The sequence below is a fragment of the Pseudomonas sp. 09C 129 genome, assembly GCF_002843625.1.
In the GTDB taxonomy this organism is placed as follows: domain Bacteria; phylum Pseudomonadota; class Gammaproteobacteria; order Pseudomonadales; family Pseudomonadaceae; genus Aquipseudomonas; species Aquipseudomonas chlororaphis.
This window is the reverse complement of sequence record NZ_CP025261.1, coordinates 871,669-896,438: the sequence shown is the minus strand read 5'-3', so window position 1 is coordinate 896,438 and position 24,770 is coordinate 871,669. Positions and strand designations below refer to the sequence as shown.

The window sequence follows — 24,770 nt, the reverse complement described above, 5'->3', positions numbered from 1 at the left end:
GCGATCGGCCCGGGCCGCGTTCGGAGAACGGCCGTGGCGATTCTGAAATCGCTGAAGGTCCTGCGGACCTTATCGCAGCCTTCAGCAGCGGCTACATCCTTGCCAGAGAAGCCTTAGTGGAACAACACCGCGGTCTTCTGCAGGGTGACCCACACGCCCCACGCCAGCGGAATACCCACCACCAGCCAGGCGGCGACCGCCAGCGGCACGCTGCCGGACGAGGCCTTCCACTCCAGCACGGTGGTGCTGTCCGTGCCCTTGTCATGGCCCAGCGCCTGTTCAGCGGCCAGCTCGGCGTCGCTCATGAAGTACTTGTCGGCCACCGGACGCACCAGCAGGTTGCACAGGAAACCCAGCACCAGCAGGCCGGCGAGGATGTACAGGGTGATGTCGTAGGCCGCGGCACGCTCGACGCCGATGCTCAGCTGATATTCACGCAGGTAGTTCACCAGCACCGGACCCAGTACACCCGCCGCCGCCCAGGCGGTCAGCAGGCGACCGTGGATCGCGCCCACCATCTGGGTGCCGAACAGGTCCGCCAGGTAGGCCGGAACCGTGGCGAAACCGCCGCCGTACATCGACAGGATGATGCAGAACGCCGCCACGAACAGCGCGACATTGCCCAGGTGCCCGAGGTTCGGGATCAGCGCGTACAGGGCAAAGCCCAGGGCGAAGAACACGAAGTAGGTGTTCTTGCGTCCCAGGTAGTCGGAGAACGACGCCCAGAAGAAGCGGCCACCGATGTTGAACAGGCTCAGCAGGCCGGTGAAGCCGGCGGCGATCGCGGCGATCGACGCCAGTTGCGAGGCGTCCAGCTGACCGAAGGCCAGCTCATTGCCCAGCAGCTTGCCGGCGAAGACTTCCTGCAACAGCGGCGAAGCCATGCCGAGGATGCCGATACCCGCGGAAACGTTCAGGCACAGCACCAGCCATACCAGGCGAAACTGCGGGGTTTTCCAGGCCACGTTCACATGCACGTGACGGTGGGTGATCATCGCGTTCGCGGCTTTTTTCGCCGGCGGGGTCCAGCCCTCGGGCTTCCAGCCGGTCGGCGGCACGCGGTACGACAGCGCACCACCGATCATGAACACGAAGTAGATCGCCGCCATCACCAGGAAGCTCTGCCAGACGCCGACGCCGGTTGGCGAAGCGAAATGGCTCATCAGTGCCGCCGCCAATGGCGCACCGACCATCGCGCCACCGCCGAAGCCCATGATCGCCATGCCGGTGGCCATGCCGCGCTTGTCCGGGAACCATTTGATCAGGGTCGACACCGGCGAAATGTAACCCAGGCCCAGGCCGATACCGCCGATCACGCCGGAGCCGAGCCACATCAGCCAGATCTGGTGGGTATAGATACCCAGCGCCGAAATCAGCAGGCCGCCGCACCAGCACAGCGCCGACACCACACCGGCCTTGCGCGGGCCGGCGTGCTCCAGCCAGCCGCCCCAGATCGCCGCGGAGCAGCCGAGGAAAATGAAGAACAGGGTATAGATCCAGCCGAGCATCGAGATCGGCCAATCGCACTGGGACGAAAAGACCTGCGCGATAAAGCTCATGTCCGGGGCGCAGGCCACCGGGGCGGTCACGCCCAGGGCCTTGGACAGCGGCAACCAGAACACCGAGAAGCCGTAGGCCATGCCGATGCACAGGTGGATGGCCAGGGCGGCCGGTGGAACCAGCCAACGGTTGAAACCGGGCTTGGCGATGATGCGTTCTTTGGACAAGAACGCCGGCTGGACGGCAATCGCGCCCGCCTCGGTGCTAGTGCTCATGAGTGTTTCCCCCAATTATTGGAATTATTCGCCGGCCACTCTCCACTCACGACCTTTGCACGCAGACGTGGCCGTTTTATCGAGTGAAGCTCCATAGAGTGCGACTTTTGGTCGCGGAAGGGCAGATGAACTGCGAGAGATTACCATTTGCTCGTGACAGAAAAAGCAAACTGCCATCACCTTTTCAGCGTCATCTGCTCCGAAAGACGGCAATAACGCTGCTGTAGGAGCCAGGCTTGCCGGCGATGGGTGTTATGCGGTGTGTCAGGCAGAACGCTTCGCGGGCAAGCCTCGCTCCTACAGAAGCCTGCCCCTCGCCAGCCCGCGCGCTGCTCTCGATAATGGCCAGCCATTCCTTCGCTCTGCACAGGATTCCCCATGCCCATCGTTGTCGAGTCGCTGAAACAAGCCAGCTATCAGGATCAACAGGACCTGCAGAAGATCTACCGCGACGCCCCGCCCTGGTTGTTCGCGCCGCAGCGCGACGATATGGAACTGATCGAGGCCGCCCTGGGCGACGGCAGCCTGATCGCCGGGCGCTTCAACGACCGCCTGCTGGGCGCCACCCGCCTGCAACGGCACCAAGACGTCTGGCACCTGTCCCAATTGTGTGTGCGCAAGATCACCCGGCGTCGCGGCGTGGCCGAGCGACTGGTGAGCGAAGCCCGGACAATGGCCGCCCGGCACGGCGCCACCTTGCGCCTGCTGGCCCCCGCCGGGCACCTCGAAGCCCAGGCGCTGGCGGCCAAGCTGCAGATACCGCTGGATGTGCTGCAAAGCGATCAGTGACCAGTGGCCAGGTCCGGGGCGTTATACTCCCCGGCTAAATTCGAATTCGACACTACAAGGACTCGCCCATGAAAGCGTTCGGCAAAATCCTGGGTCTGGTACTTCTCGGGCTGTTGCTGATCATCGTGGCTCTCGGCTTCGCCCTGACTCACCTGTTTGATCCCAACGACTACAAAGAAGAAATTCGCCAGATAGCCCGCGACAAGGCCCACATCGAGCTGACGCTCAATGGCGATATCGGCTGGAGCCTGTTCCCCTGGCTCGGCCTCGAACTGCATGAGGCCGGCGTCGCCACCCTGGCCAACCCGACCCAGCCGTTCGCCGATCTGCAGATGCTCGGTTTGTCGGTCCGCGTGCTGCCGCTGCTGCGCCGCGAAGTGCAGATGAGCGATGTGCGTGTCGAAGGCCTGAACCTGCGCCTGACCCGCAACAAGGATGGCCACGGCAACTGGGAAGACATCGGCAAGGTCGCCCCCGCCGACAAGCAGGCCGCAACCCCGGCCACCAGCACCGGCGAAACCACAACCACGACCCCGGCCACCACGGAAAAACCGGCGCAGCCGATCCGCCTGGATATCGACAGCCTGACCGTGAACAACGCCCGGGTGGAATACAACGACGAACAGAGCGGCAAGCAGTTCACCGCCGAAAGCATCCAACTGAGCACCGGCCCGATCCACGAAGCGACCAATACCCCGGTCAAGCTCACTGCCTTCCTCGCCAGCACCCAGCCGGCCGTGCGTGTGCGCACCGAGTTGAAGGGCGAGCTGCGCTTCGACCGCGTCCTCAAGCGCTACCAGTTCGAAGACATGAAACTGTCCGGCGAAGCCGCCGGCGATCCGCTGCAAGGCAAGACCCTGACCTTCGCCGCCCAGGGCCAGCTGTTGCTGGACAAGGCCGCCAACGTCGCCGAATGGAACAGCCTGAAGCTCTCGCTCAACCAGCTGCGCGCCATCGGCGAGCTCAAGGTCAACGACCTGGACAAGACCCCGCAGCTCAACGGCGGCATCTCCATCGCCCAGTTCGACCTGGCCAAGTTCGTCGACAGCATCGGCCAGACCCTGCCGGCCATGGCCGAAGGCAGCCTGAGCAAGGTCGAGCTGGTCAGCCGCCTGTCCGCCACGCCGAACAGCATCGCCCTGGAAAACATCAACCTGAAACTCGACGACAGCAGCTTCAGCGGCCGCCTGGCGGTCGAAGACCTGGCCAAGCAATCGCTGCGCGCCCAGCTCAAGGCCGACACCTTCGACGTCGACCGCTACCTGCCGCCGAAGTCCGCCGAAGCCAACAGCGCCGCGGTGGCGCGCAAGGCCGAAGTACAGAGCAGCGAAGCCAGCGCCGTCGCCGGGGCCGGCAACTCGCCACTGCCGGACGCGCCGACCAAGGGCGCCTGGAGCACCGAGCGCCTACTGCCGGTGGAACGCCTGAGCAAGCTGGATGTGGACGCCGACCTGAGCTTCGGCCAGTTGACCCTGGACAAGCTGCCGATCCACAACGCCACGCTCAAGGCCAACGGCCAGGGCGGCCTGCTGAAACTCGAAGGCCTGCGCGGCGAGCTGTACAACGGCAGCTTCGAAGCCAACGGCAACCTCGACGTGCGCCAGCCAACGCCGCAGCTGAGCCTGCAGACCAGGATCAACCGGGTACCGGTGGAACGCATCCTGGAAAGCCAGGGGCAGACCCCGCCGGTCAAGGGCCTGGTGACCCTCGACAGCAACCTGACCAGCAGCGGCAACAGCCAGAAAGCGCTGGTCGATAGCCTCAACGGCAACGCCAGCTTCGTCGTCAACAACGGCGTGCTGCTCAATGCCAACCTCGAACAGCAAGTGTGCCAGGGCATCGCCACGCTGAACCGCAAGACCTTGAGCAGCGAGCCGCGGGGCAAGGACACACCCTTCCAGGAACTCAAGGGCAACCTGACCCTGCGCAACGGCGTGGCCAGCAACCCGGACCTGAAAGTGCGCATCCCGGGCATGAGCGTCAAAGGCAATGGCGACATCGACCTGCGCGTACTGGGCATGGATTACCGTGTCGGCATCGTCGTCGAAGGCGACAAGAGCGACATGCCGGACCCGGCCTGCCAGGTCGGCGAGCGTTTTGTCGGCATCGAACTGCCGCTGCGCTGCCGCGGCCCGCTGGAACTGGGCGCCAAGGCCTGCCGCCTGGACCGCGACGGCCTGGGCCAGGTCGCGGCCAAGCTGGCCGGCGATCGCCTCAGCGAAAAACTCGATGAGAAGCTGGGCGACAAGGTCAGCCCGGAACTGAAAAACGCGCTCAAAGGGCTGTTCAAACGATGAGGGCCGAGCAGTTCGCACCGGCGGTACTGGACTGGTACGACCGCCATGGCCGCCATGACCTGCCCTGGCAGCAGGAGATCAACCCGTATCGGGTATGGGTCTCGGAAATCATGTTGCAGCAGACCCAGGTCAGCACCGTGCTCAACTACTTCGACCGGTTCATGGCCTCGCTGCCGACGGTCCAGGCCCTGGCCGCCGCGCCGGAAGACGAAGTGCTGCACCTGTGGACCGGCCTGGGTTACTACACCCGCGCGCGCAACCTGCAAAAGACCGCGAAGATCGTGGTCGCCGAGTATGGCGGCGAGTTTCCCCGCGACGTGGAAAAACTCACCGAACTGCCGGGCATCGGCCTGTCCACCGCCGGCGCCATCGCCAGCATCAGCATGGGCCTGCGCGCGCCGATCCTCGACGGTAACGTCAAGCGGGTGCTGGCGCGCTTTACCGCGCAGGAGGGCTACCCGGGCGAACCCAGGGTGGCCAAGCAGCTGTGGGCCGCGGCCGAGCGCTTCACCCCGCAGACCCGGGTGAACCATTACACCCAGGCGATGATGGACCTGGGCGCCACCCTCTGTACCCGGAGCAAACCCAGCTGCCTGCTGTGCCCCCTGGAAAGAGGCTGCGAAGCGCACATGCTGGGCCTGGAAACCCGCTACCCGATTCCCAAGCCACGCAAGACGGTCCCGCAGAAACGCACGCTGATGCCGATGCTGGCCAACCACGAAGGCGCCATTCTGCTGTACCGCCGGCCCTCCAGCGGCCTGTGGGGCGGTTTGTGGAGCCTGCCGGAGCTGGACGACCTGGCGGACCTGGAACACCTGGCTTCGCAGCACTCGCTGGAGCTGGGCAAGCAACAGGAAATGCCCGGGCTGGTGCACACCTTCAGTCACTTCCAGCTGGCCATCGAGCCCTGGCTGGTGCAGGTCCAGGCATCTACCCATCACGTGGCCGAGGCCGACTGGCTCTGGTATAACCTCGCCACCCCGCCGCGCCTGGGCCTTGCCGCCCCGGTGAAAAAGCTGCTCAAACGCGCGGCCGACGTATTGAACGCAGGAGAGTTGCAATGACCCGCACCGTAATGTGCCGCAAGTACAAAGAACAATTGCCGGGCCTGGAGCGTCCTCCGTACCCGGGTGCCAAGGGCCAGGAGATTTTCGAGCACGTGTCGGCCAAGGCCTGGGCCGACTGGCAGAAACACCAGACCCTGCTGATCAACGAAAAACGCCTGAACATGATGAACGCCGAAGACCGCAAATACTTGCAGGGCGAGATGGACAAGTTCTTCTCCGGCGAGGAATACGCCAAGGCCGACGGCTACGTGCCGCCGTCCGAGTAATTGCGCTCAAATCGGGGCGGGAACGTAAGCGGCGGTAATAATTAAACTTTTTTTCAAAACTTGCTTGACGCCCCCCCGAAAAACCCGTTTAATGCGCCCCGTTGCCCAGATAGCTCAGTCGGTAGAGCAGGGGATTGAAAATCCCCGTGTCGGCGGTTCGATTCCGTCTCTGGGCACCACTAATACCGAAACCCCTGAATCGCAAGATTCAGGGGTTTTTTATTGCCTGCGATTTGATGCGCCTGTTTTCAGCATTGCAGCCTTCACTCAATAACCTTCATTCCAATGCAGGTTGAGGTCGCGAATGCCCGCCACTTTCATATCCACCGCGCTGCGCTCGGTACGCCCGCCACGGGTGGCGACAACCTGGTACTTGCCGGCCGGCAGTTGCACAAAGACGATGGGGCCCACCTGATTCAGGGTCAGGACCGGCTGCCCTTGCGGGTTCTGGATCGCCAGGTCGACATCCGAGGTGTATTTGTTTTCCGGGCCGACGGAAAAGGTCATGTGCAGGTTGTACCCCTTGGTCTGCAAGAGCGTCCGCGATTCGTCCAGGCCGATACCGCCGGACAGATAGGTAATGCCGTTCTGCTGCTGAGGTTCCAGCTGCACGCCCGCCGGGTCGATGGGTTCGTTGCTGGGGGTGGCAGACTGTACGCTGAACGGCGCGAGTGACAGGAACGCCGCGAGAACGCCTGTTACGACACTCAAGTAAAAGGACTTCATGATGAGCACTCCCGGGTTCGTCTCGAACCATTGAATGGGAACGCCACCGCCAAGAGCCCAGCCCCAGAACGGCAGCGTCCGGGTCTCCCCTTTTCATCTTGAATAGCCCAGCTACGCCTCAGGCAAACGATGCTCGAATGAACAGCCCGTAAGCGTCATGCATCCGTGATCGCCCCCAGGCCCTGATATTCAGTGTACGCCCCGATACCAGGCCGTTTAGATCGATTCGGTGTGAGGCTTTTAACCAAAAGTACCTAGCAGCGGCGCCAATACCGACGGTTGCCACGGCGCGGACAAGGCGGTTATTAATGCTTGCACCTAAAAAGAGCCGACACGCCTTTTCGCCCGCAAAGGAATACGCGCCGATGACCGTGCAATCCCCGCCCTCACCCCTGCACCCGGCCAGCACCGTGACCAGCAGCCCCGGCACGGCTTTCCGCGAGCCTGCCGCCGATGGCTTTATCCTGGGTGGTTTCACCTGGCGCCATGCCGAACCGGACCCCGCACGCCCGGTGGTGATCATCAATGCCGCCACCTCCGTGCGTTGTCGGCACTATTCGCGGTTCGCCGATTACCTGTTCAGCCATGGCCTCGACGTCATCATCTACGACTACCGCGGCATCGGCGAGTCGCGGCCGGCCTCGATGCGCAAGTTGAAGGCGTCCTGGTCGGACTGGGGCAGCCTGGACTTCGAAGCCATGCTGCAACGCGCACAGCGGGAATTCCCCGGCCAGCCCATCGACGTGGTCGGGCACAGCTTCGGCGGCTGCGCGGCAGGGCTGGGCGCATCCGGGCAGTTGATCCGCCGCGTGGTGACAGTGGGCGCGCAGTTCGCCTACTGGCGCGACTACGCCCCGGAAAGCCGCTGGCGCATGCTGGGCAAATGGCATGTCGTGATGCCGCTGCTGACGGCGATTTACGGCTACTTCCCCGGCAAGCGCCTGGGCTGGCTGGAGGACACCCCCGCCGGCGTGGTGCGCGACTGGGCCACGCCCACCGCGCACTATCAACGGCGGCCCAGCGGGCGCCACCTGGCGCGCCGGGATCCGGCGCTCCCCTTCGCCCGGGTCAAGGCGCAACTGCTGGCCATCAGCATCAGCGACGACCCTTACGGCACCGTGCCGGCCATCGAGCGCCTGCTGGGCTACTTCACCGCCAGCCAGCGCAGCCATTGGCGCATCGAACCCGAGGACATCGGCGAGCGGGAAGTCGGGCACTTCGCGTTTTTCCGCAGCCATTACCAGGACCGCCTGTGGCCGATCGCCCTGGCCTGGCTGCAACACGCCACATTGCCCAGCGACACCCCGGGACGCCTGATCAGCGGTAGCCGTTGAGCGTGCCAGGCAGCGCATTTACTGGCATCCTCTGCCGCCTGAAAGCCAGGCCGGACACTGTATCCATCCCTGGCCCCCTCTTTGCGCAAAAGGTACGACGCCCATGGCATCTGCGAACAAGCAACACAAAAGAGCCCAGCGGGCGAAAACCAAGGCCAAGCAGAACCGCACCCAGCGCAACGCTGCGCCGGTGGAGCTGGACCCGAACGACGACCGCATCGACTTCGAATCAGTGGACCTGACTGAGCTGTTCAAGAAGATGATCGACGCCGAGAAGACCAGCCAGCAGGCGATGTGCGCGGCGTTCCTGGAAGACCCGCTGCTGGAGATCGTCTACGAGCAGGAAGGCGAGGAAGGCGCCATGGACTTCATCCTCGCCGCCCTGATCGAGTACCGCCAGTGGTCCACCGAGAGCGACGAGGCCGGCGCCCTGGCCTGGATCGAAAGCCCGGAGTTCCAGGCCGCCTACCTGGCCGCCTCGGAAGCCCTGATGCAGAAATAAGCCTCAACACAATCTGTAGCCGCTGGCGCAGCCTGCGGCTACAGCGCGCCCTGCATGACCCTCACTGCTGCGTCGAATGTTCAATCGTCATCGCGGGCAAGCCTCGCTCCTACGGATCACCTTCATCTGTAGGAGCGAGGCTTGCCCGCGAAAGCCTCGGTACAGGCCATAAAAAAGGCCGCTGTCAGCACTGACAGCGGCCTTTTTCGTTACCGGGAAAAACTCAGGCGCGGCTCAATACACCGGCCGCCTGCTTCTCCAGCTTGCGCCGACGCGCAACCAGCAGGCCCGCCGCGATCACGACGATGCTCAGCAGGCCGGTGGCGACGATCTCCATACGGTGCCCTTCCTGGAACAGCATGATGGTCAGTACCCCGACGATGAACACGATCACCGCGTAGGTCAGGCCCGGGAACAGCCACATGCGGAAGGCGATCTTCTCGCCGGCCGCCGTGCGTTTCTGGCGCATGCGCAGCTGCGATACCGCGATCACCAGGTACACCAGCAAGGCAATGGCGCCGGAACTGGCCAACAGGAAATTGAACACCGCGGCGGGTGCCACGTAGTTGGCGAATACCGCGAGGAAGGCGGCTGCGGTGGACAGGATCACCGCCCAGTAAGGCGTGCCGCTAGTGTTGGTGCGCTTGGCCGCGGCCGGGGCGTCGCCGCGCTTGCCCAGGGAGAACAGCATGCGCGAGGCGGTGTAGAGCGCCGAGTTCAGGCAGCTGGTCACCGCCACCAGCACCACCAGGTCGACGATCAGCTTGGCGTTGGGGATGCCCATGCGATCGAGCACGGTCTGGTAGGAACCGACCTGGGCCAGGCTCGGATCATTCCATGGCACCAGCGACACGACGATAAAGATCGACACCAGGTAGAACAGGCCGATCCGCCAGATCACCGAATTGGTGGCCTTGCTGATCTGCTGGCCCGGGTTCTTCGATTCGGCGGCGGCGATGGTGACGATCTCGGTGCCCATGAACGAGAACATGGTGGTCAGCATGGCGGCGAGTACCGCGCCCATGCCGTTGGGCAAAAAGCCCTGGGTATCGAACAGGTGCGAGACGCCGCTGACATTGCTGGTCGGCAGCAGGCCGAAGATCGCCAGCAGGCCGAGCACCACGAAGCCGATGATCGCCACGACCTTGATCAGGGCGAACCAGAACTCGAACTCACCGTAGTTCTTCACGCTGAACAGGTTGGTCGCGGTCAGCAGCAAGGTGATGACCAGGGTAAAGGCCCAGATCGCTATATCAGGGAACCAGGCATGCAGGATGGTCGCGGCGGCGTTGGCCTCCAGCGGAATCACCAGCACCCAGAACCACCAGTACAGCCAGCCGATGGTGAAACCGGCCCAGTGGCCGATGGCGCGGTCGGCATAAGTCGAGAAGGAACCCGTGTCCGGCGAGGCGACGGCCATTTCGGCCAGCATGCGCATCACCAGCACCACCAGGGTGCCCGCGGCCGCATAGGCCAGCAGCACGGCAGGGCCGGCTTCGGCGATGGCGTGGCCGGAACCGACGAACAGCCCGGCGCCGATTACCCCGGCGATCGACAGCATGGTGACATGCCGCGGTTTGAGCCCCTGTTCGAGGTCATTGGAGGTCTGCGTACTGCTCATTGAAACTACCTTTGCGAAGAAAGCGAAAGCGTCCACCCGGCCTGGATATTCTTTCTCGTAAAAAGAATCCAACAGGGCGTTCTTTATTTCTTACGCAAGATTTGCGCCAAAATGTTACAGACTCCCAGCCGGCGCGGCCTGCGAAGGCGACCGACGGATGAGCGCAAGTCCTTGAGATTAATGGCCTTGCGCCAGAACGTTACCGCACCACCCATTTGTAGAACGAAGCAGCGCACCAGAAACACACACAAAAAGTGTGCGACGCACAAATAGAGGGCGGATACGCAACCTTTGGCCGTTTTACCCTTCCAACACCTGGCCAAAGCTGGCACCATCGCGCCTTTTTTTACGCGACACCCGCTGGGAACAGGGTTCAAACGGGCGTTCGGTTGTTGACGGGGCGACAGTCTGCTGTGCCGATGCGACAACCTGTCACACGCCGTCTGCTTACACCCTGAAGCGCTGTTGGCTGTCATTCGAACGCTATGCTAGGTTGGCGCCTCGCCAGAAAAGCCGCTACCAGCAGGAGCGCAATGAACTCATGAGGACCGCACATGGCTGAGGCCACGCCCGCGCTTGAAATCCGCAACTTGCACAAACGGTACGGCTCGCTGGAGGTACTCAAGGGTGTCTCGCTGACCGCACGCGACGGCGATGTGATCTCGATCCTGGGTTCCTCCGGTTCCGGCAAGTCCACCTTCCTGCGTTGCATCAACCTCCTGGAAAACCCACACCAGGGCCAGATCCTGGTGGCCGGTGAAGAACTCAAGCTCAAGGCCGCCAAGAACGGCGAACTGGTTGCCGCCGACGGCAAGCAGATCAACCGCCTGCGCAGCGAAATCGGCTTCGTGTTCCAGAACTTCAACCTCTGGCCGCACATGAGCGTGCTCGACAACATCATCGAGGCGCCGCGCCGGGTGCTCGGCCAGAGCAAGGCCGAAGCCATCGAAGTGGCCGAAGCGCTGCTGGCCAAGGTCGGCATCGCCGACAAGCGCCACGCCTACCCGGCCCAGCTCTCCGGCGGCCAGCAGCAACGCGCCGCCATCGCCCGCACCCTGGCGATGCAGCCCAAAGTCATCCTGTTCGACGAGCCGACCTCGGCACTGGACCCGGAAATGGTCCAGGAAGTGCTCAACGTGATCCGCGCCCTGGCCGAAGAAGGCCGGACCATGCTGCTGGTCACCCACGAAATGGGCTTTGCCCGTCAGGTCTCCAGTGAAGTGGTGTTCCTGCACCAGGGCCTGGTGGAAGAGCAAGGATCGCCACAGCAGGTGTTCGAGAACCCGCTTTCGGCACGCTGCAAACAATTCATGTCCAGCAACCGCTAACGGAGCAACACGCATGCAGAGCTATAAGAAATTCCTCCTGGCCGCTGCCGCCACTCTGGTGTTCTCGGCCAATGCGATGGCCGCCGACAAACTGAAGATGGGCATCGAAGCGGCCTACCCGCCGTTCAACAACAAGGATGCCAGCGGCCAGGTCGTCGGTTTCGACAAAGACGTCGGCGATGCCCTGTGCGCCAAGATGAAAGTCGAGTGCGAAGTGGTCACCTCCGACTGGGACGGCATCATCCCGGCCCTGAACGCCAAGAAGTTCGACTTCCTGATCTCCTCGATGTCGATCACCGACGAGCGCAAGCAGGCGGTGGACTTCACCGACCCGTACTACTCCAACAAGCTGCAGTTCATCGCGCCTAAAGACAAGGCCGACTTCAAGACCGACAAGGCTTCCCTCAAGGGCAAGATCATCGGTGCGCAGCGCGCCACCCTGGCCGGCACCTGGCTGGAAGACAACCTGGGCGACGACATCACCATCAAGCTCTACGACACCCAGGAAAACGCCTTCCTCGACCTGACGTCCGGCCGCCTGGACGCGATCCTGGCCGACAAGTACGTCAACTACGAGTGGCTCAAAAGCGAAGCGGGCAAGCCTTACGAGTTCAAGGGCGACCCGGTTGAAGAAAGCGACAAGATCGGCATCGCCGTGCGCAAGAACGATCCGATCCGCGAGAAGCTCAACGCCGCCCTGAAGGAAATCGTGGCCGACGGCACCTACAAGAAGATCAACGACAAGTACTTCCCGTTCAGCATCTACTGATACTGACTGGCCTGCCCGGCGCCCTCCCCGAGGGCGCCGGTCCTTAGCAAAGCCTGCCGCGACTTGAATAACCATCCATGAATATCGATCTCTACGGATTCGGCCCGGCGCTCGCCGCTGGCGCGCTGATGACCGTCAAGCTGGCTCTTTGCGCGCTGAGCCTGGGGCTGGTGCTCGGCCTGCTCGGCGCCTTGGCCAAGACTTCCCCGTACAAGCCGCTGCAATGGCTTGGCGGCACCTATTCGACCCTGGTGCGCGGCGTTCCCGAGCTGCTCTGGGTGCTGCTGATCTACTTCGGCACCGTCAACCTGATGCGCGCCCTGGGTGAGTTCTTCGGCAACCCGGAGCTGGAACTCAACGCCTTCGCCGCCGGGGTCATCGCCCTCGGCCTGTGCTTCGGCGCCTACGCCACCGAAGTGTTCCGTGGCGCGATCCTCGCCATTCCCAAGGGCCATCGTGAGGCCGGCGTGGCCCTGGGCCTGTCGAAATGGCGGATCTTCACCAGGCTGATCATGCCGCAGATGTGGCGCATCGCCCTGCCGGGCCTGGGCAACCTGTTCATGATCCTGATGAAGGACACCGCACTGGTGTCGGTGATCGGCCTGGAAGAAATCATGCGGCACTCACAGATCGCCGTGACCGTGTCCAAGCAACCTTTCACCTTCTATATGGTGGCGGCCTTCATGTACCTGGGCCTGACCGTGCTGGCCATGACCGGCATGCATTTCCTGGAAAAACGCGCCGCTCGCGGCTTCGCGAGGAGCGCCCAATGAACTGGGAAGTGATCATCAAGTGGCTGCCCAAGCTGGCCCAGGGCGCCACGCTGACCCTGGAACTGGTGGCCATCGCGGTCATCGCCGGGCTGCTGCTGGCCATTCCGCTAGGCATCGCCCGCTCGTCACGCCTGTGGTACGTGCGCGCCCTGCCCTATGCCTACATTTTCTTCTTCCGCGGCACGCCGCTGCTGGTGCAGCTGTTCCTGGTCTACTACGGCCTGGCGCAGTTCGACGCAGTGCGTAACAGTGCGATGTGGCCGTACCTGCGCGATCCGTTCTGGTGCGCCACCGCCACCATGACCCTGCACACCGCGGCCTATATCGCCGAGATCCTGCGCGGGGCGATCCAGGCCATCCCGCCGGGCGAGATCGAAGCAGCGCGGGCGCTGGGCATGTCCAAGCCCAAGGCGCTGTTCTACATCATCCTGCCCCGGGCGGCGCGCATCGGCCTGCCGGCCTACAGCAACGAAGTGATCCTGATGCTCAAGGCCAGCGCCCTGGCCAGCACCGTGACCCTGCTGGAACTGACCGGCATGGCCCGCACCATCATTGCCCGCACCTACCTGCCGGTGGAGATCTTCTTCGCCGCCGGGGTGTTCTACCTGCTGATGTCCTATGTGCTGGTGCAAGGCTTCAAGCTGCTGGAACGCTGGCTGCGCGTCGAGCAGTGCCAAGGCCGCTGAACCGTTCGCTCCTACCGGCGCCCCGCTAACCTGTAGGAGCGAGCCTTGCTCGCGATCGCCCTCCCCAGACACCGCCGAGCCCAGCATGCCCTCCATCCTCCAAGGCCCCGAACTCCTCAGCCGCTTCCAGGCCCTGGACCGCTTCCTGCTGGACCATCAATCGCTCTGGCGCCCACGCCCCTTCACCGAGCCGCAGCTGCCCTGGGAAGCCCGACACCGCGAACTCGCCCAGTGGCTGCGCCAGCGCAGCCTGGACGATGCCGAGGTCAGCCATAACCACCCAGAACGGCTCGATGCTCCCGCGCCCTTCCCCGATCTGGCGCGGACCGCCGCCGCGCTCGGTGCCGTGGCCGAGCTGCCGATGCACGAGGTGCCAGCCGCCCGCCAGCGCCTCAACGTCGATGTGCCCGGGCGCAAATGGCAGCAGATCGAAGCCTTCGCCGCCTGCCTGGAATTCACCCAGGCACCCGGCCACTGGCTGGACTGGTGTTCGGGCAAGGGCCATCTCGGCCGCCGCCTGCTGCAACCCGGGCAACGGCTGACCTGCCTGGAATACGACCCGGCGCTGGTCGCCAGCGGCCGGCAGTTGAGCGAACACCATCGGCTGCCGGCCAGCCACCTGCAGCAGGACGTACTCGCCGCCGACGCCGCTGCCTGCCTGAGCGCCGAACACACCCCGGTGGCCCTGCACGCCTGCGGCGACCTGCATGTACGCCTGATGCAACTGGCCAGCGAACGCGGCTGCCGCCAGCTGGCTATCGCGCCCTGCTGCTACAACCGCATCAGCCACGCCGAGTACCAGCCGCTCTCCGGCCCGGCCAAGGGCTCGGCGCTGCAACTGTCCCTCGACGACCTGGGCCTGCCCCTGAGCGAGACCGTCACCGCCGGCGCCCGGGTGCGCCGCCAACGCGACAGCTCCATGGCCCGCCGCCTGGCCTTCGACCTGCTGCAACGGCGGCTGCGCGGGGTCGACGAATACCTGCCCACCCCGTCGCTGCCCGCCAGCTGGCTGGACAAACCCTTCGCCGACTACTGCCGCGACCTGGCGGCCCTCAAGGACTTACCCACAGTCGGTCCGCAGGACTGGCCGGCGCTGGAAGCCGCCGGCTGGCAGCGCCTGGCCCAGGTGCGCAACCTGGAGCTGCTGCGCGGCCTGTTTCGCCGGCCCTTGGAGCTGTGGCTGGTGCTCGATCGCGGGCTGTTTTTGCAGGAACAGGGTTACCGCGTGCAACTGGGCCTGTTCTGCCCGGCACCGCTCACCCCACGCAACCTGATGCTGCTGGCGGAACATGGATAAGTTGGATCCATCATCCTATCCAGCCTGTGGATAACTCTGTTGATGAAATCCCGCCAAAGCCGCTGAAAGCGCCTGCTACAGCCTCAATACAGAGCTGGTCATTTTTTGTTCATAAAAATAAATCAGCGAAAAAACAGCCAGTTGCGGCGAGTTGAGAACGGATCCACAAAATCAGCGAAAACAGCCGCGCGACAGCCATCGATTGTGCATAAGCGTCAATGCCAAAGGACATAACAGCCGAAAACCGGCACCACAGGCGCGGCAAATTGCGCCGGTCGGCGACGCTTGTTATACAGACGCAGGCGCTCGCGGGCGCGTCCGATCCAGAACCTTTGTGATTGACGGGAAAAGACAGTGACGTTCATTTCTTATGCACAAAATTTCGAAGACATCCGCCTGTGGCGCGCGCTCAAACATATTGAAAACGGCTTCTACATCGACGTCGGCGCCAACCACCCCACCGCCGACTCGGTGACCCGCGCCTTCTATGATCGCGGCTGGCGCGGTATCAACGTCGAACCGGTGCCGAGCTATTACCACGCCCTGTGCCAGGAGCGGCCCAGGGATACCAACCTGCAATGCGCCGCCGGCGACAACGCCGAGGCCCTGACCTTCTACGGCATCGCCGACACCGGCCTGTCCACCCTCGACCCCGCCATCGCCCAGCAACACAAGGACGCCGGCATGCCGGTGCAGACCCAAATCGTCAGCTCACGCACCCTGAGCGATATCTGCGAGGCCCACGTCGGCGGCCCCATCCACTTCCTCAAGATCGACGTCGAAGGCCACGAAGAAACCGTGCTGCGCAGCATGGACTTCAACCGCTGGCGGCCGTGGATCCTGCTGATCGAAACCCCATGGAACCGCGACCAGGCCTGGGAAACCCTGGTCACCGGCGCCGGCTACCACCCGGTGGTGTTCGACGGCATCAACACCTTCTACCTGGCCGAAGAACACCTGAACCTCAAGGGCGCCTTCGACATTCCGCCGTGCAACCTCGACGAATTCCAGTTCCGCCCCGGCCACCGCTTCGTCGCCCCCGCCACCGACCTGGAACAGGCCCTGATCGCCGAACGCCAACGCGCCGACCGCGCCGAAGCTGCACTGCACGCCCTACGCAACAGCCGCTCATGGCGCGCCCTCGAAAAACTCAAGAAAGTGCTGGTCCGCGGCTAGAGCCCGGCACAAAGCAAAAATAGTCAGATTTCAGGGGTTTACAGAACCCCGCCAATCGCTATAATCGTCGCCCACACGCCGGTATAGCTCAGTTGGTAGAGCAACTGACTTGTAATCAGTAGGTCCCGGGTTCGACTCCTGGTGCCGGCACCATATAAAACAAGGCCTCGCAGCGATGCGGGGCCTTGTCTTATGTCCCGCACGTAACAACAGACGTAACAAGCCCTCCGCGCGTACACGCATGCGCGCCTCATGTGCTGGGTTCCCGGCCATGGTATTGGGGGAGTCTGCAAAAAGAGTAACATCAGTAACCTTGACCGCCGAACTGTCGCAAGCCATTGAAAAGGCTCAGCTTTTACGGAGCGGGCAAGAGTAATCTTTAAGTAACCTTGAAGTAATCTGATTACTCTTTTAAAAGGTGATTTTTGCCATTCTTAAAAGCCTTATAAATCAGGCACTTACAGAAAAATTACCTTTTTGATTACTCCTTGGTTACTACCTTTTGTAATCAGCGAAGCCCCAAACGACGCGGGCTCCAGCCAATCCCCCCGCTCGATTACTGAAATTACTCTTTCTACAAAGCCCCCCCTATCCAACCTCTGGAAGCCATCCAGGGATAAGCCGTATTTGCCCCTCCTGTGCAGGGATTCGCAGGGAAAACAGGTCCAGGCAACCCTCTACCCGGCCCAGTGCCTGCACCGCCGGTATGGCTCCGCAGGGGCGCAGAAAAAACGACACATTTAGCCCGCCGGCGTGGCGGGGGGAAGTCGGCGCGCGCCAGGGTCAAAGTACCGCAGCCCCTCCCCGATGTAGCACGCCACTCCCCCGGGCCGATCTTCACGGTTCTGGGCTGAGGACGCACAGCGAGTGGCCGGTCACAAATTCGAAGTCTGACTTGGCGGGTTATTCGTCGCGTTTCCTTGCATTTACTTGTGTAAACACGGGGGTTTTGATAGTTTTTGATGAACAGGCGACATTCATTTCAGCCTTCGTTGGTAGCTATGCCGAAACTATTGGTCAATCATTCCGACATTCGTGAAGCCTTCGCTCATCTGATGCGTTCAGCTGAGAACACGAACATGTATGGGAATCTCACCGGATCTCAGCGGATCTCCGATATCAGTGCGGACGCGCAATGCGTGCTTGCGCCTGGCTATCGCCTCATTCGCGTAGATCATCGTATGCGCCCAACCAGCGATGAGTTCGAGATTGCCCTGGTCAACGACATTGAACATTCGGTGGTCTACTACAACCGGGTAGTGATCTCGGCTATTGCGGATCTGAATTGCCGCCCAGCGACTCAGAACTTGGTGTGGCGTTCGCCTAACGCCCAACATGCAGCTGTCCTTCGTGATGTAGCTCACAAGGTGTTCTTCAATTACGTGCTGGAGCGTTACGACGTAATCTTGTCGGACAACCAGCAGACTGGGGAAGGAAAGTTCTTCTGGCAACGGCAGATGTCCAACGCCTTGGCTTTCGGCCTGCACGTCTACTACTACCAGATGATGACGGCTCTGCTTCAGCCAATTCTTACCCAAGATGATCTGAATAATCTTGAGGACCAGCTTTGGTCTGAGCATGATGATCAGCAGTATCACTTGGCGCTTATCTCTAAGGTCGAGCTCCCAGCAGCGCTGCTCATCACGAATGCTGGTGAAGCCTGACTCCAATTAAAAAACCGCCATATAGGCGGTTTTTTTTGTCTTCGAAATTGGACTTCACTCCTGCGCCGGCACCTCATACGGCCGAAAGCGCACCACCTCTTCCCCCAGCCAATCGTTGATTTGCAACAGCCTTGCCTGCTCCGGCTCCAGTTCGTTGACTGCCCACACCTGGGCCGCATCGCGGATCGAGCCGAAGCCCCCGGCGTTCTGCGGCACCACTCCCATCAGTTGGGGCGGGATACGCAGCATGGCCAACTGGTCGTCGCGGCTGATGTTCTTGATTGCGCCGAAGTCATCCTTGGCCGCCACCTCGCTGATCGGGATCAGCTGAATGCCGTCCTTCTTCCCGCCCGGGGCGTACATGAACAGGTTGCGGAAGTTGCCCGGCCCCTTGCTGTTCTTCATTGCCGAACGCAGGTCGGTGACGAAGTCCTCGTTCTGGGCGGCGTCGGTCATGTACAGGATGAAACCGGCATGGCTGCCGTTCTGGTAATACTTGCGGCGGAACAGCGTGGCGTTCTCGTTGAGCAGCGCACTCTGCAGGGCGGGCAGCCACTCCGGTAGCCCATAGATCTCCTGATTGATATCCGCGACCCGCAGGTGACACACGCTGCCGCGCTTGAACTCGTGCTCATCCTTCCAGCCGCGCACCTGGTAGTAGGTTTCGAGGTCGGTACCGCGGCGCATGTACTTCGCCAGGCACGGCTGCAGCCCGTGGGCCTGGCGTAGCATGTTGTCGCGCTTCTCCAGGTAAAGGTTGCCCGCCCACCCGCAGTCCATAACGATCTGCTCGAAAGCCTGACGGCTCAGCAGCCGGTGCGGGATAAACGTCCGAGCCAGCGCGTTGCGCTTGAAGATCAAGCCCGACCACAAGTAGATGCCCGCCTTCGACGACTTCGCCAGGCCGTCCAGCGATACTGGCGGCTCATACCACCGCCCATTGGCCCAGCATTCCAGGTAATCAAGAATCTCTCTGCCATCAAGTACCGGCGTTGGGTCGCCGAAGGTAAAGGCCATCGACTGACCGCCCTCGCTCTTGACCATCAGTTCGCCTTCGCGCACCTGGTTCGTGGTGGCCACCTGCTGGTTGCGGTTGCGCCGTTTGCTCATCAGTAAATCTCCATGATTCCGGTGTTGGCCACGGTCTGGCCCTCCAGCGGCTCGTTGTGCAATGCGTGAAAGAGCGCCCACGCCAGGTCGGCGTGACCGGTGCTGTCGTTGCGCCCCGCGGTGTATGTAAACTGCCGCCCGCCAGGGGTGACGGTCTTGCGGATGGCCATCAGGGCATGAGCCAAGTCAGTCCAGCCGGCGTCGAACTCCAGACGTCCCTTGCTGACCACGTCCCAGGCCTTCATCACCAAGCGGGTCTTGACCTCGGGGTTGTATGAGAACGTCTTCAATCCGGGGAAGAACGGGCGCACAAGCTGGGCCACCGCGCTGCCGATGCCGGTAACATCGATGCCGATATAGTTGACCCAATAGCGCAGCGTTACCTGGCGGATCGTCTCGGCCTGGGCGGTGAAATCCATCCCGCGGAACTGATGCCGCTCCAGAACCCGGAACTTTCCACCCGGTACCAGCGGAGGAGCCACCACTATCAGGCCGGCGGAATCCCCCGACTCGGCCGGGTCATAGCCCACCCACACTTGGCGGCTGTCGAACGGTCGCTGAGCAAACGGCTTGTAGTCTTCCCATACCGACCAACTGTCCACCATGCACGGCTGCAGCAGATTCAGCGGGAAGATACTGGCGCCATCGTCAACGAACTCGCACATCAGCAGGTTCTGGAAGGCGGCTGCGTCGTACTCCATACGCAGTTCGTCGATGTCGAACAGATCGCAGCCACGGTCCTCAGCGTCCAAAATGGTGACGATTTGCCGCCAGATCCGGTCCTCGCACAGCTGGCCCTGCTGCAGCGCGTCGTGGCTTACGTCCAGTTTGAGGTGCTTGGCCGACGGCTTGCCTTTGTTGAAGCGCTCACCAGTCCAGAACGTATAGGCTTCGTGCGCCATCGAGCTGGGCGTAGAGAAGTAGGTCCGGCGGTACTGTTTCTGCATCGCCATGCCGGACGCGACCTTGTTCAGCTCATTGAACTTGAAGGTCCAGAAGAATTCGTCGAAGTAGAAATTGCCGTGGTAGCCCTGGGCGGTGCGGGCGTTGGTGCCGAGGAAGTGCATCTCGGCACCGTTCGGCAGAATGATCGGATCGCCGGTCAGGTCCACCCCGACAACCTCGCGGGCGAATGCCTGAATGTAGGCCTTGAATATGTGCGCCTGGGCCTTGCTGGCCGACAGGAATATCTGGTTTCGCCCAGTGGTCAGCGCATCGATTAGTGCCTCGCGGGCAAAGTAGTAAGTTGCACCGATCTGCCGGCTCTTGAGGATGGCCCGGGTGCGTTGGTTGCCAGCCCGGTACCAGTCTTTCTGGTAGTCGAAACAGCCATCGAGAAACGCCTCGACCAGCTTCTCGACCATCTCCTCTGGGATGTCGTTGCGCTTGGGTTTACGCTTCTCCCCGGCGTTGCGCTTCAACAGTTCAGGGTTGAGCTCGGACTCGGTACCACCGTCCTGGAAGCGCTGAATGCGCGCCTGCCGTTCCAGTTGCCGGTGGAGCAGGTCAATTTCCTTGTAGTCCGAGCCGGACTTCGGGTCCTTAAGGATCAACTGCACCAGGCGGGCCTCGGTGGCGGCCTGGATGCGCTCCAGCGGGCTGGCCCGGTCCCACTCGTCGCGAGCTTTCCAGCTGTGTAGGGTCTTTTCCTTCTCGCCGATCAGCTCGGCAATCTCGCACACGCGGTAGCCTTGCCAATACAGGTGCTTGGCGTGGCGGCGGTGATCGGTGGGCAAATCGACGATAGCGTTCATGGCGCCGATGCTGCCGTTCGCGCGCGCGAGTCCCTATCGCCTTCCCCTGTAACGCTCCGCGCTACAAGTTCGCCGCGTTGCCGCGCCCCGCTCCACTGTCGACCATGCCTCCATCGCAACGGCAACCGCCGCCACCGCATCGAGGACAGCCCGCATGGCCGCAAGCAACGCACCCGCCAAAAAATTCCGCTCCAACTGGTTTCGTGTGGCCGTCGAAGGCTCCACCACCGACAAACGCAAAATCGAACGCTCCTGGCTGGAACAGGCCGCGAAGAATTTCAACCAGAACACCTACGGTGCCCGCGTCTGGCTGGAACACTTCCGCAGCCTGCTGCCCGACAGTCCCTTCAAGGCTTATGGCGACATCACCGCCGTCAAGGCCGAAGAGGTTGAGATCGCCGGTCAGAAGAAGCTTGCCCTCTTTGCCCAGATCGAACCGACCCCCGATCTGGTGGCCATGAACAAAGCCAAGCAGAAGATCTATACATCCATCGAGATCGACGAGAGCTTCGCCGACAGCGGCGAGGCCTACATCGTTGGCCTGGCGGTCACCGACTCCCCCGCCAGCCTGGGTACTGACGTGCTCGCTTTCTCGGCACAGAAGCCGGATGCAAGCCCGTTCAAGGATCGCCACTACTCCGCGACCTCTATGTTCACCGAAGCCCTTGAGGCTGAACTCAAATTCGAAGAGCTGGCTGACAGCGAGAACAAGGTCTCCGGCCTGTTCAAGCGCGTCACCGACCTCATCGGCAAGAGCAAGGACAAAACCGTCAAGGATGACGCCCAATTCTCCGAACTGAGCGAAGCCGTCGAGGCTCTCGCCTCGTACGCCAAGGAGCAGGGCGGCGCCTTCACCGCCGAGCAAACCAAGCTCGCAACTCTGAAATCCGCCCACGAAAAACTGGCCGGCGAGTTTGCCGACCTAGTCAAGCGCCTGGGTGATACCGAAGACCACAGCCAGCAGCAGCGCCCAGTCGCCATCGGCGGCACCGGCCAGGCCCTGACTGACTACTGACTTCAGACACAACATCGCCGCCCACTCGGAGCACACCATGCGTAAAGAAACTCGAATTGCCTTCAACGGCTACCTGGCCCAACAGGCCAAGATCAACGACGTAACCTCGGCCACCGAGAAGTTCACCGTCGCGGCTGCCCCGCACCAGAAGCTTGAAAGCGCCATTCAGGAGTCCAATGACTTCCTGAAAAAGATCAACATCATTTCGGTGGACGAACAAACCGGCGAGGCCATTCTGCTCGGCGTCAATGGCCCAACCGCCAGCCGTACCAACACCTCGCAGAATGCCCGCAACCCGCGCGACCCTAGCGCAATGACGAAGTGCCCTTACTCCTGCAAGAAAACCGACTTTGATACCGCTTTCCCCTACGCCTTGCTCGATGCCTGGGCCAAGTTCAAGGACTTCCAGGTCCGGCTGTCCAGTTCCATTGCCGAACGCCAGGGCCTGGACCGCATCATGATCGGCTTCAACGGCACCAGCGCTGCCGCGGCTACCGATTTGGCGGCTAATCCGCTGCTGCAGGACGTCAACAAGGGCTGGTTGCAGAAAATCCGTGAGGTGGCTCCTGAGCGCGTCCTGGACCACGGCGCGACACCTGGCAAGGTCACCATCGGCGCCACCGGCGACTACAAGACCCTCGACGGGCTGGTCTTTGATGCCGTCCAGATGCTGGACCCGTGGCACCGCAAGCGTCCTGACCTGGTTGTAGTCGTTGACCGTGCTCTGTTGCATGAGAAGCAACTGGCCGCAGTTGAGAAAGGCGCGGCCTCCAACCAGGAAGAAAACGCCGCTGGCGAGGTCATCAAAAAAGGTCGTCTGGGCAACCTTCCGATTGAGGATGTCCCGTTCTTCATCGAAGGGGGTGTGATGATTTCTACCCTGTCCAATCTGTCCATCTACGTGCAGACCGGTGGCCGCCGTCGTCACCTGAAAGATGAGCCAGAGCGTGACCGTGTGGCGGACTATCAGTCCTCCAACGAGGACTACGTCATCGAGGACCTGGGACTGGTCGCCCTGGTCGAAAACATCAAGCGGGTATAAGTCATGGCCCTCACCCTCGCCCAAAGCAACTACTTGCGTAAGTGCGCAGCCAAGGAGGCCGCAGCCGTCGCCCCCTTGGCCCACATGGAGGGAGCCACCAGCTACGAGGTGATGCTGGCCAAGCTCCAGCAAGACCAATTCCGCCTCAAGCAGGTCCAGTCGACCCAGCGTAAGGCCGTAGTTAAGGCCACGATGCTTGGCGAGTACGTGCCATATGTCGAGGGCGTTCTCTCCGCTGGCCAGGGTGCCCAGGACGACGTCTTGGTCACCGTCATGGTCTGGCGCCTCGACGCGGGAGACTTCGCTGGCGGCCTCGACATCGCCGCCTATGTGCTGGAACACGGTCTTAAGACGCCCGACCGTTTCACCCGCACGACCGGCTGCCTGGTGGTGGAGGAAGTGGCCGAGGCCGCGCTCAACGCCCAGAAGGCTGGCGACAGCTTCCCGCCGGCGATCCTCACCCGCACCGCCCTGCTCACCGAAGACCAGGACATGCCTGACGAGGTCCGCGCCAAGCTGATGCTGGCTCTCGGTCGCGCCACCCTGGCAGACCTCACCGAAGAAGAGCCAGGCCAGCCCGGCGAGATCCAGGCCGGTATCGACCTGCTCAAGCGAGCCATCCAGTTGAACAACAACTGCGGCGGCAAGAAGGATCTGGAGCGCGCCGAGCGCCTCCTCAAGAAACACGCTGGCCCAGCCAGCTAACCGAGCGTTCCCCCGCAACCCCGGCGGCTCGGGGCGGATCAACAGGCTTACTCCTTGGCCTTGCTGTGAAGCCCCGACCACCGCCGACTTATTCAAGGCCTGAGCATGAGCGAATTTGCAGACCAGTACCTGTGCGCCTTCCGGCAGACACCTGCAGAGACAGAGTTGCATCAGGCCGCTAAACGCTATGTGAGCGAGGCCGAGGCCTACGACCGCACTGTCTGTACCGGCCCCATCAGCAAGGACGGCATCCTACCGGCCACCCCGCGCGAGCTTGCCCTGGTAAACCGAAACGCTCATGCCCTGCTGACCAGGATTGCCGACGCGCATAGCCACCTGTTTAGCCGCGGTGAACTGCTGCGCGAAATTAGCCGAGTTGATCGGCTGGGAGCGCCTGCATGAGCGGATTCGTCGCCGGCGGCGTCCCGACCGCCGCCTACCCGATCAGCAACACCGCCTTCTGGCCAGAAATCGACGGCCAGAAGCTGCGCGCCGCTATGCGTATCGACGACAGCGTCACCGACGCCAGGCTCGAAGTAGCCACCGTCAACGCCATGATCGAAGCAAACCGAGAGCTTGCCGGCTACCGGGCTGCCCGTGAGGCCGAGGGCCACGCCGCGCTGGCCGACGTACCGGCCGATCAGATCAAGGGCGAGAGCCAGCTGCTGCACCTTTATCGTCGTGTCATCTATAGCAACGCCATTGCTGAGCTGATCGAGCGCTACCGAGGCTTCGACGCCACCAACAGCGGCGAGCAGAAGATCAGCGAAGAACATAGCAACAGCGACGAGTTGCGCCGCGATGCCCGTAAGGCCTTGCGAACCCTGCTCGGCATCAGTCATGCCACCGTGGAGCTGCTCTGATGGCCGCCGTTATCGCCGCCCAGGGTGACACCGTAGACAGCATCTGCTGGAGCTACTACGGCCGCACCGCTGGCGTCACCGAGGCAGTGCTGGAGGCCAACCCGGGCCTCGCCGACCTCGGCCCGATCATTCCCCATGGCACCCGCGTAACCCTACCGGATGCAGCACCACAAGCCGAACAGCGCCAAGTGGTGAACCTATGGGACTGATT

Annotated in this window: 24 protein-coding genes and 2 tRNA genes; 21 read left to right on the top strand and 5 right to left on the bottom strand. The window is 62.4% G+C overall.

All coding sequences use genetic code 11. The annotated features are described in order from the left end of the window. Positions 1-113 precede the first annotated feature (113 nt). Positions 114-1,775 carry an OFA family MFS transporter gene (locus tag CXQ81_RS04230; protein WP_101336589.1) on the bottom strand — a complete coding sequence of 554 codons (1,662 nt, stop codon included), beginning with the start codon at positions 1,773-1,775 and terminating at the stop codon, positions 114-116. A gap of 378 nt (positions 1,776-2,153) precedes the next feature. Between CXQ81_RS04230 and CXQ81_RS04225 the strand changes: the two genes are divergently transcribed. The 5 genes from CXQ81_RS04225 (at position 2,154) to CXQ81_RS04205 (ending at position 6,373) form a co-directional block, all read left to right on the top strand. Beyond that, the gene (locus tag CXQ81_RS04225; RefSeq protein ID WP_101336588.1) at positions 2,154-2,564 is read left to right on the top strand and encodes an acetyl-CoA sensor PanZ family protein; all 411 of its coding nucleotides are present in this window, start codon (positions 2,154-2,156) and stop codon (positions 2,562-2,564) included. 68 nt (positions 2,565-2,632) lie between these two features. After that, positions 2,633-4,861, top strand: a complete 2,229-nt coding sequence (locus CXQ81_RS04220) for an AsmA family protein (RefSeq protein ID WP_101336587.1) — start codon at positions 2,633-2,635, stop codon at positions 4,859-4,861. Continuing rightward, positions 4,858-5,925 carry an A/G-specific adenine glycosylase gene (mutY, locus tag CXQ81_RS04215; RefSeq protein WP_101336586.1) on the top strand — a complete coding sequence of 356 codons (1,068 nt, stop codon included), beginning with the start codon at positions 4,858-4,860 and terminating at the stop codon, positions 5,923-5,925. The genes CXQ81_RS04220 and mutY overlap by 4 nt, the downstream gene beginning before the upstream one ends. Continuing rightward, complete coding sequence (locus CXQ81_RS04210; RefSeq protein ID WP_007921798.1) at positions 5,922-6,194, top strand: oxidative damage protection protein; 273 nt, start codon at positions 5,922-5,924, stop codon at positions 6,192-6,194. The genes mutY and CXQ81_RS04210 overlap by 4 nt, the downstream gene beginning before the upstream one ends. 103 nt (positions 6,195-6,297) lie before the next feature. After that, positions 6,298-6,373, top strand: a tRNA-Phe gene (locus CXQ81_RS04205). 88 nt (positions 6,374-6,461) lie between these two features. Here CXQ81_RS04205 and CXQ81_RS04200 read toward each other — a convergent pair. Beyond that, the gene (locus CXQ81_RS04200) at positions 6,462-6,920 is read right to left on the bottom strand and encodes a hypothetical protein (protein ID WP_101336585.1); all 459 of its coding nucleotides are present in this window, start codon (positions 6,918-6,920) and stop codon (positions 6,462-6,464) included. A 365-nt stretch (positions 6,921-7,285) separates the two neighbouring features. Here CXQ81_RS04200 and CXQ81_RS04195 point away from each other — a divergent pair, with 365 nt between their 5' ends. Continuing rightward, positions 7,286-8,254, top strand: coding sequence for an alpha/beta fold hydrolase (locus CXQ81_RS04195; RefSeq protein ID WP_101336584.1), 969 nt, complete (start codon positions 7,286-7,288; stop codon positions 8,252-8,254). 103 nt (positions 8,255-8,357) lie between these two features. Then, on the top strand, positions 8,358-8,756 hold the full coding sequence (locus CXQ81_RS04190) for a hypothetical protein (RefSeq protein ID WP_007921795.1): 399 nt from the start codon (positions 8,358-8,360) through the stop codon (positions 8,754-8,756). A gap of 223 nt (positions 8,757-8,979) precedes the next feature. On the opposite strand, the gene gabP is transcribed toward CXQ81_RS04190, so the two are convergent. Then, entirely contained in the window at positions 8,980-10,377 is a 1,398-nt protein-coding gene (gabP, locus tag CXQ81_RS04185) for a GABA permease (protein WP_101336583.1), read from the bottom strand. Between the two features lie 554 nt (positions 10,378-10,931). Between gabP and CXQ81_RS04180 the strand changes: the two genes are divergently transcribed. The 8 genes from CXQ81_RS04180 to CXQ81_RS04145 all read left to right on the top strand — a co-directional run bounded on the left by CXQ81_RS04180 (position 10,932) and on the right by CXQ81_RS04145 (position 18,070). Then, entirely contained in the window at positions 10,932-11,705 is a 774-nt protein-coding gene (locus CXQ81_RS04180) for an ABC transporter ATP-binding protein (protein ID WP_007922616.1), read from the top strand. A gap of 13 nt (positions 11,706-11,718) precedes the next feature. After that, positions 11,719-12,474 carry an ABC transporter substrate-binding protein gene (locus CXQ81_RS04175; RefSeq protein ID WP_101336582.1) on the top strand — a complete coding sequence of 252 codons (756 nt, stop codon included), beginning with the start codon at positions 11,719-11,721 and terminating at the stop codon, positions 12,472-12,474. 77 nt (positions 12,475-12,551) lie between these two features. Further along, positions 12,552-13,247, top strand: coding sequence for an ABC transporter permease (locus CXQ81_RS04170; RefSeq protein ID WP_101336581.1), 696 nt, complete (start codon positions 12,552-12,554; stop codon positions 13,245-13,247). After that, positions 13,244-13,933 (top strand): ABC transporter permease, encoded by a 690-nt coding sequence (locus tag CXQ81_RS04165; protein WP_007922607.1) that lies wholly within the window; start codon positions 13,244-13,246, stop codon positions 13,931-13,933. Before CXQ81_RS04170 ends, CXQ81_RS04165 begins: the two co-directional genes overlap by 4 nt. Before the next feature lie 85 nt (positions 13,934-14,018). Next, on the top strand, positions 14,019-15,230 hold the full coding sequence (locus CXQ81_RS04160; protein ID WP_101336580.1) for a methyltransferase: 1,212 nt from the start codon (positions 14,019-14,021) through the stop codon (positions 15,228-15,230). Between the two features lie 354 nt (positions 15,231-15,584). Then, complete coding sequence (locus CXQ81_RS04155; protein WP_101336579.1) at positions 15,585-16,406, top strand: FkbM family methyltransferase; 822 nt, start codon at positions 15,585-15,587, stop codon at positions 16,404-16,406. 77 nt (positions 16,407-16,483) lie between these two features. Next, positions 16,484-16,559: transfer RNA gene (locus CXQ81_RS04150), tRNA-Thr, on the top strand. 848 nt (positions 16,560-17,407) lie between these two features. Further along, positions 17,408-18,070: a hypothetical protein gene (locus CXQ81_RS04145; protein ID WP_101336578.1), complete on the top strand. Its 663-nt coding sequence runs from the start codon at positions 17,408-17,410 to the stop codon at positions 18,068-18,070. Between the two features lie 54 nt (positions 18,071-18,124). On the opposite strand, the gene CXQ81_RS04140 is transcribed toward CXQ81_RS04145, so the two are convergent. Together CXQ81_RS04140 and CXQ81_RS04135 are read right to left on the bottom strand one after the other, a co-directional pair. Further along, on the bottom strand, positions 18,125-19,180 hold the full coding sequence (locus tag CXQ81_RS04140; protein ID WP_101336577.1) for a phage portal protein: 1,056 nt from the start codon (positions 19,178-19,180) through the stop codon (positions 18,125-18,127). Then, positions 19,180-20,934 (bottom strand): terminase ATPase subunit family protein, encoded by a 1,755-nt coding sequence (locus CXQ81_RS04135; RefSeq protein ID WP_101336576.1) that lies wholly within the window; start codon positions 20,932-20,934, stop codon positions 19,180-19,182. The genes CXQ81_RS04140 and CXQ81_RS04135 overlap by 1 nt, the downstream gene beginning before the upstream one ends. Positions 20,935-21,088: 154 nt before the next feature. On the opposite strand from CXQ81_RS04135, the gene CXQ81_RS04130 reads away from it, so the two are divergent. From CXQ81_RS04130 to CXQ81_RS04105, 6 genes are all read left to right on the top strand, one after another. Further along, complete coding sequence (locus CXQ81_RS04130; RefSeq protein ID WP_101336575.1) at positions 21,089-21,949, top strand: GPO family capsid scaffolding protein; 861 nt, start codon at positions 21,089-21,091, stop codon at positions 21,947-21,949. 37 nt (positions 21,950-21,986) lie between these two features. After that, entirely contained in the window at positions 21,987-22,991 is a 1,005-nt protein-coding gene (locus CXQ81_RS04125; protein WP_101336574.1) for a phage major capsid protein, P2 family, read from the top strand. 3 nt (positions 22,992-22,994) lie between these two features. Next, entirely contained in the window at positions 22,995-23,696 is a 702-nt protein-coding gene (locus CXQ81_RS04120) for a terminase endonuclease subunit (RefSeq protein WP_101336573.1), read from the top strand. A 105-nt stretch (positions 23,697-23,801) separates the two neighbouring features. Further along, positions 23,802-24,098, top strand: a complete 297-nt coding sequence (locus CXQ81_RS04115) for a hypothetical protein (protein ID WP_101336572.1) — start codon at positions 23,802-23,804, stop codon at positions 24,096-24,098. Next, a complete protein-coding gene (locus tag CXQ81_RS04110) occupies positions 24,095-24,559 on the top strand; it encodes a head completion/stabilization protein (protein WP_101336571.1) in 465 nt (154 codons plus the stop codon). The genes CXQ81_RS04115 and CXQ81_RS04110 overlap by 4 nt, the downstream gene beginning before the upstream one ends. Then, positions 24,559-24,768, top strand: coding sequence for a tail protein X (locus tag CXQ81_RS04105; RefSeq protein WP_101336570.1), 210 nt, complete (start codon positions 24,559-24,561; stop codon positions 24,766-24,768). Before CXQ81_RS04110 ends, CXQ81_RS04105 begins: the two co-directional genes overlap by 1 nt. The last annotated feature ends 2 nt before the right edge of the window (positions 24,769-24,770 follow it).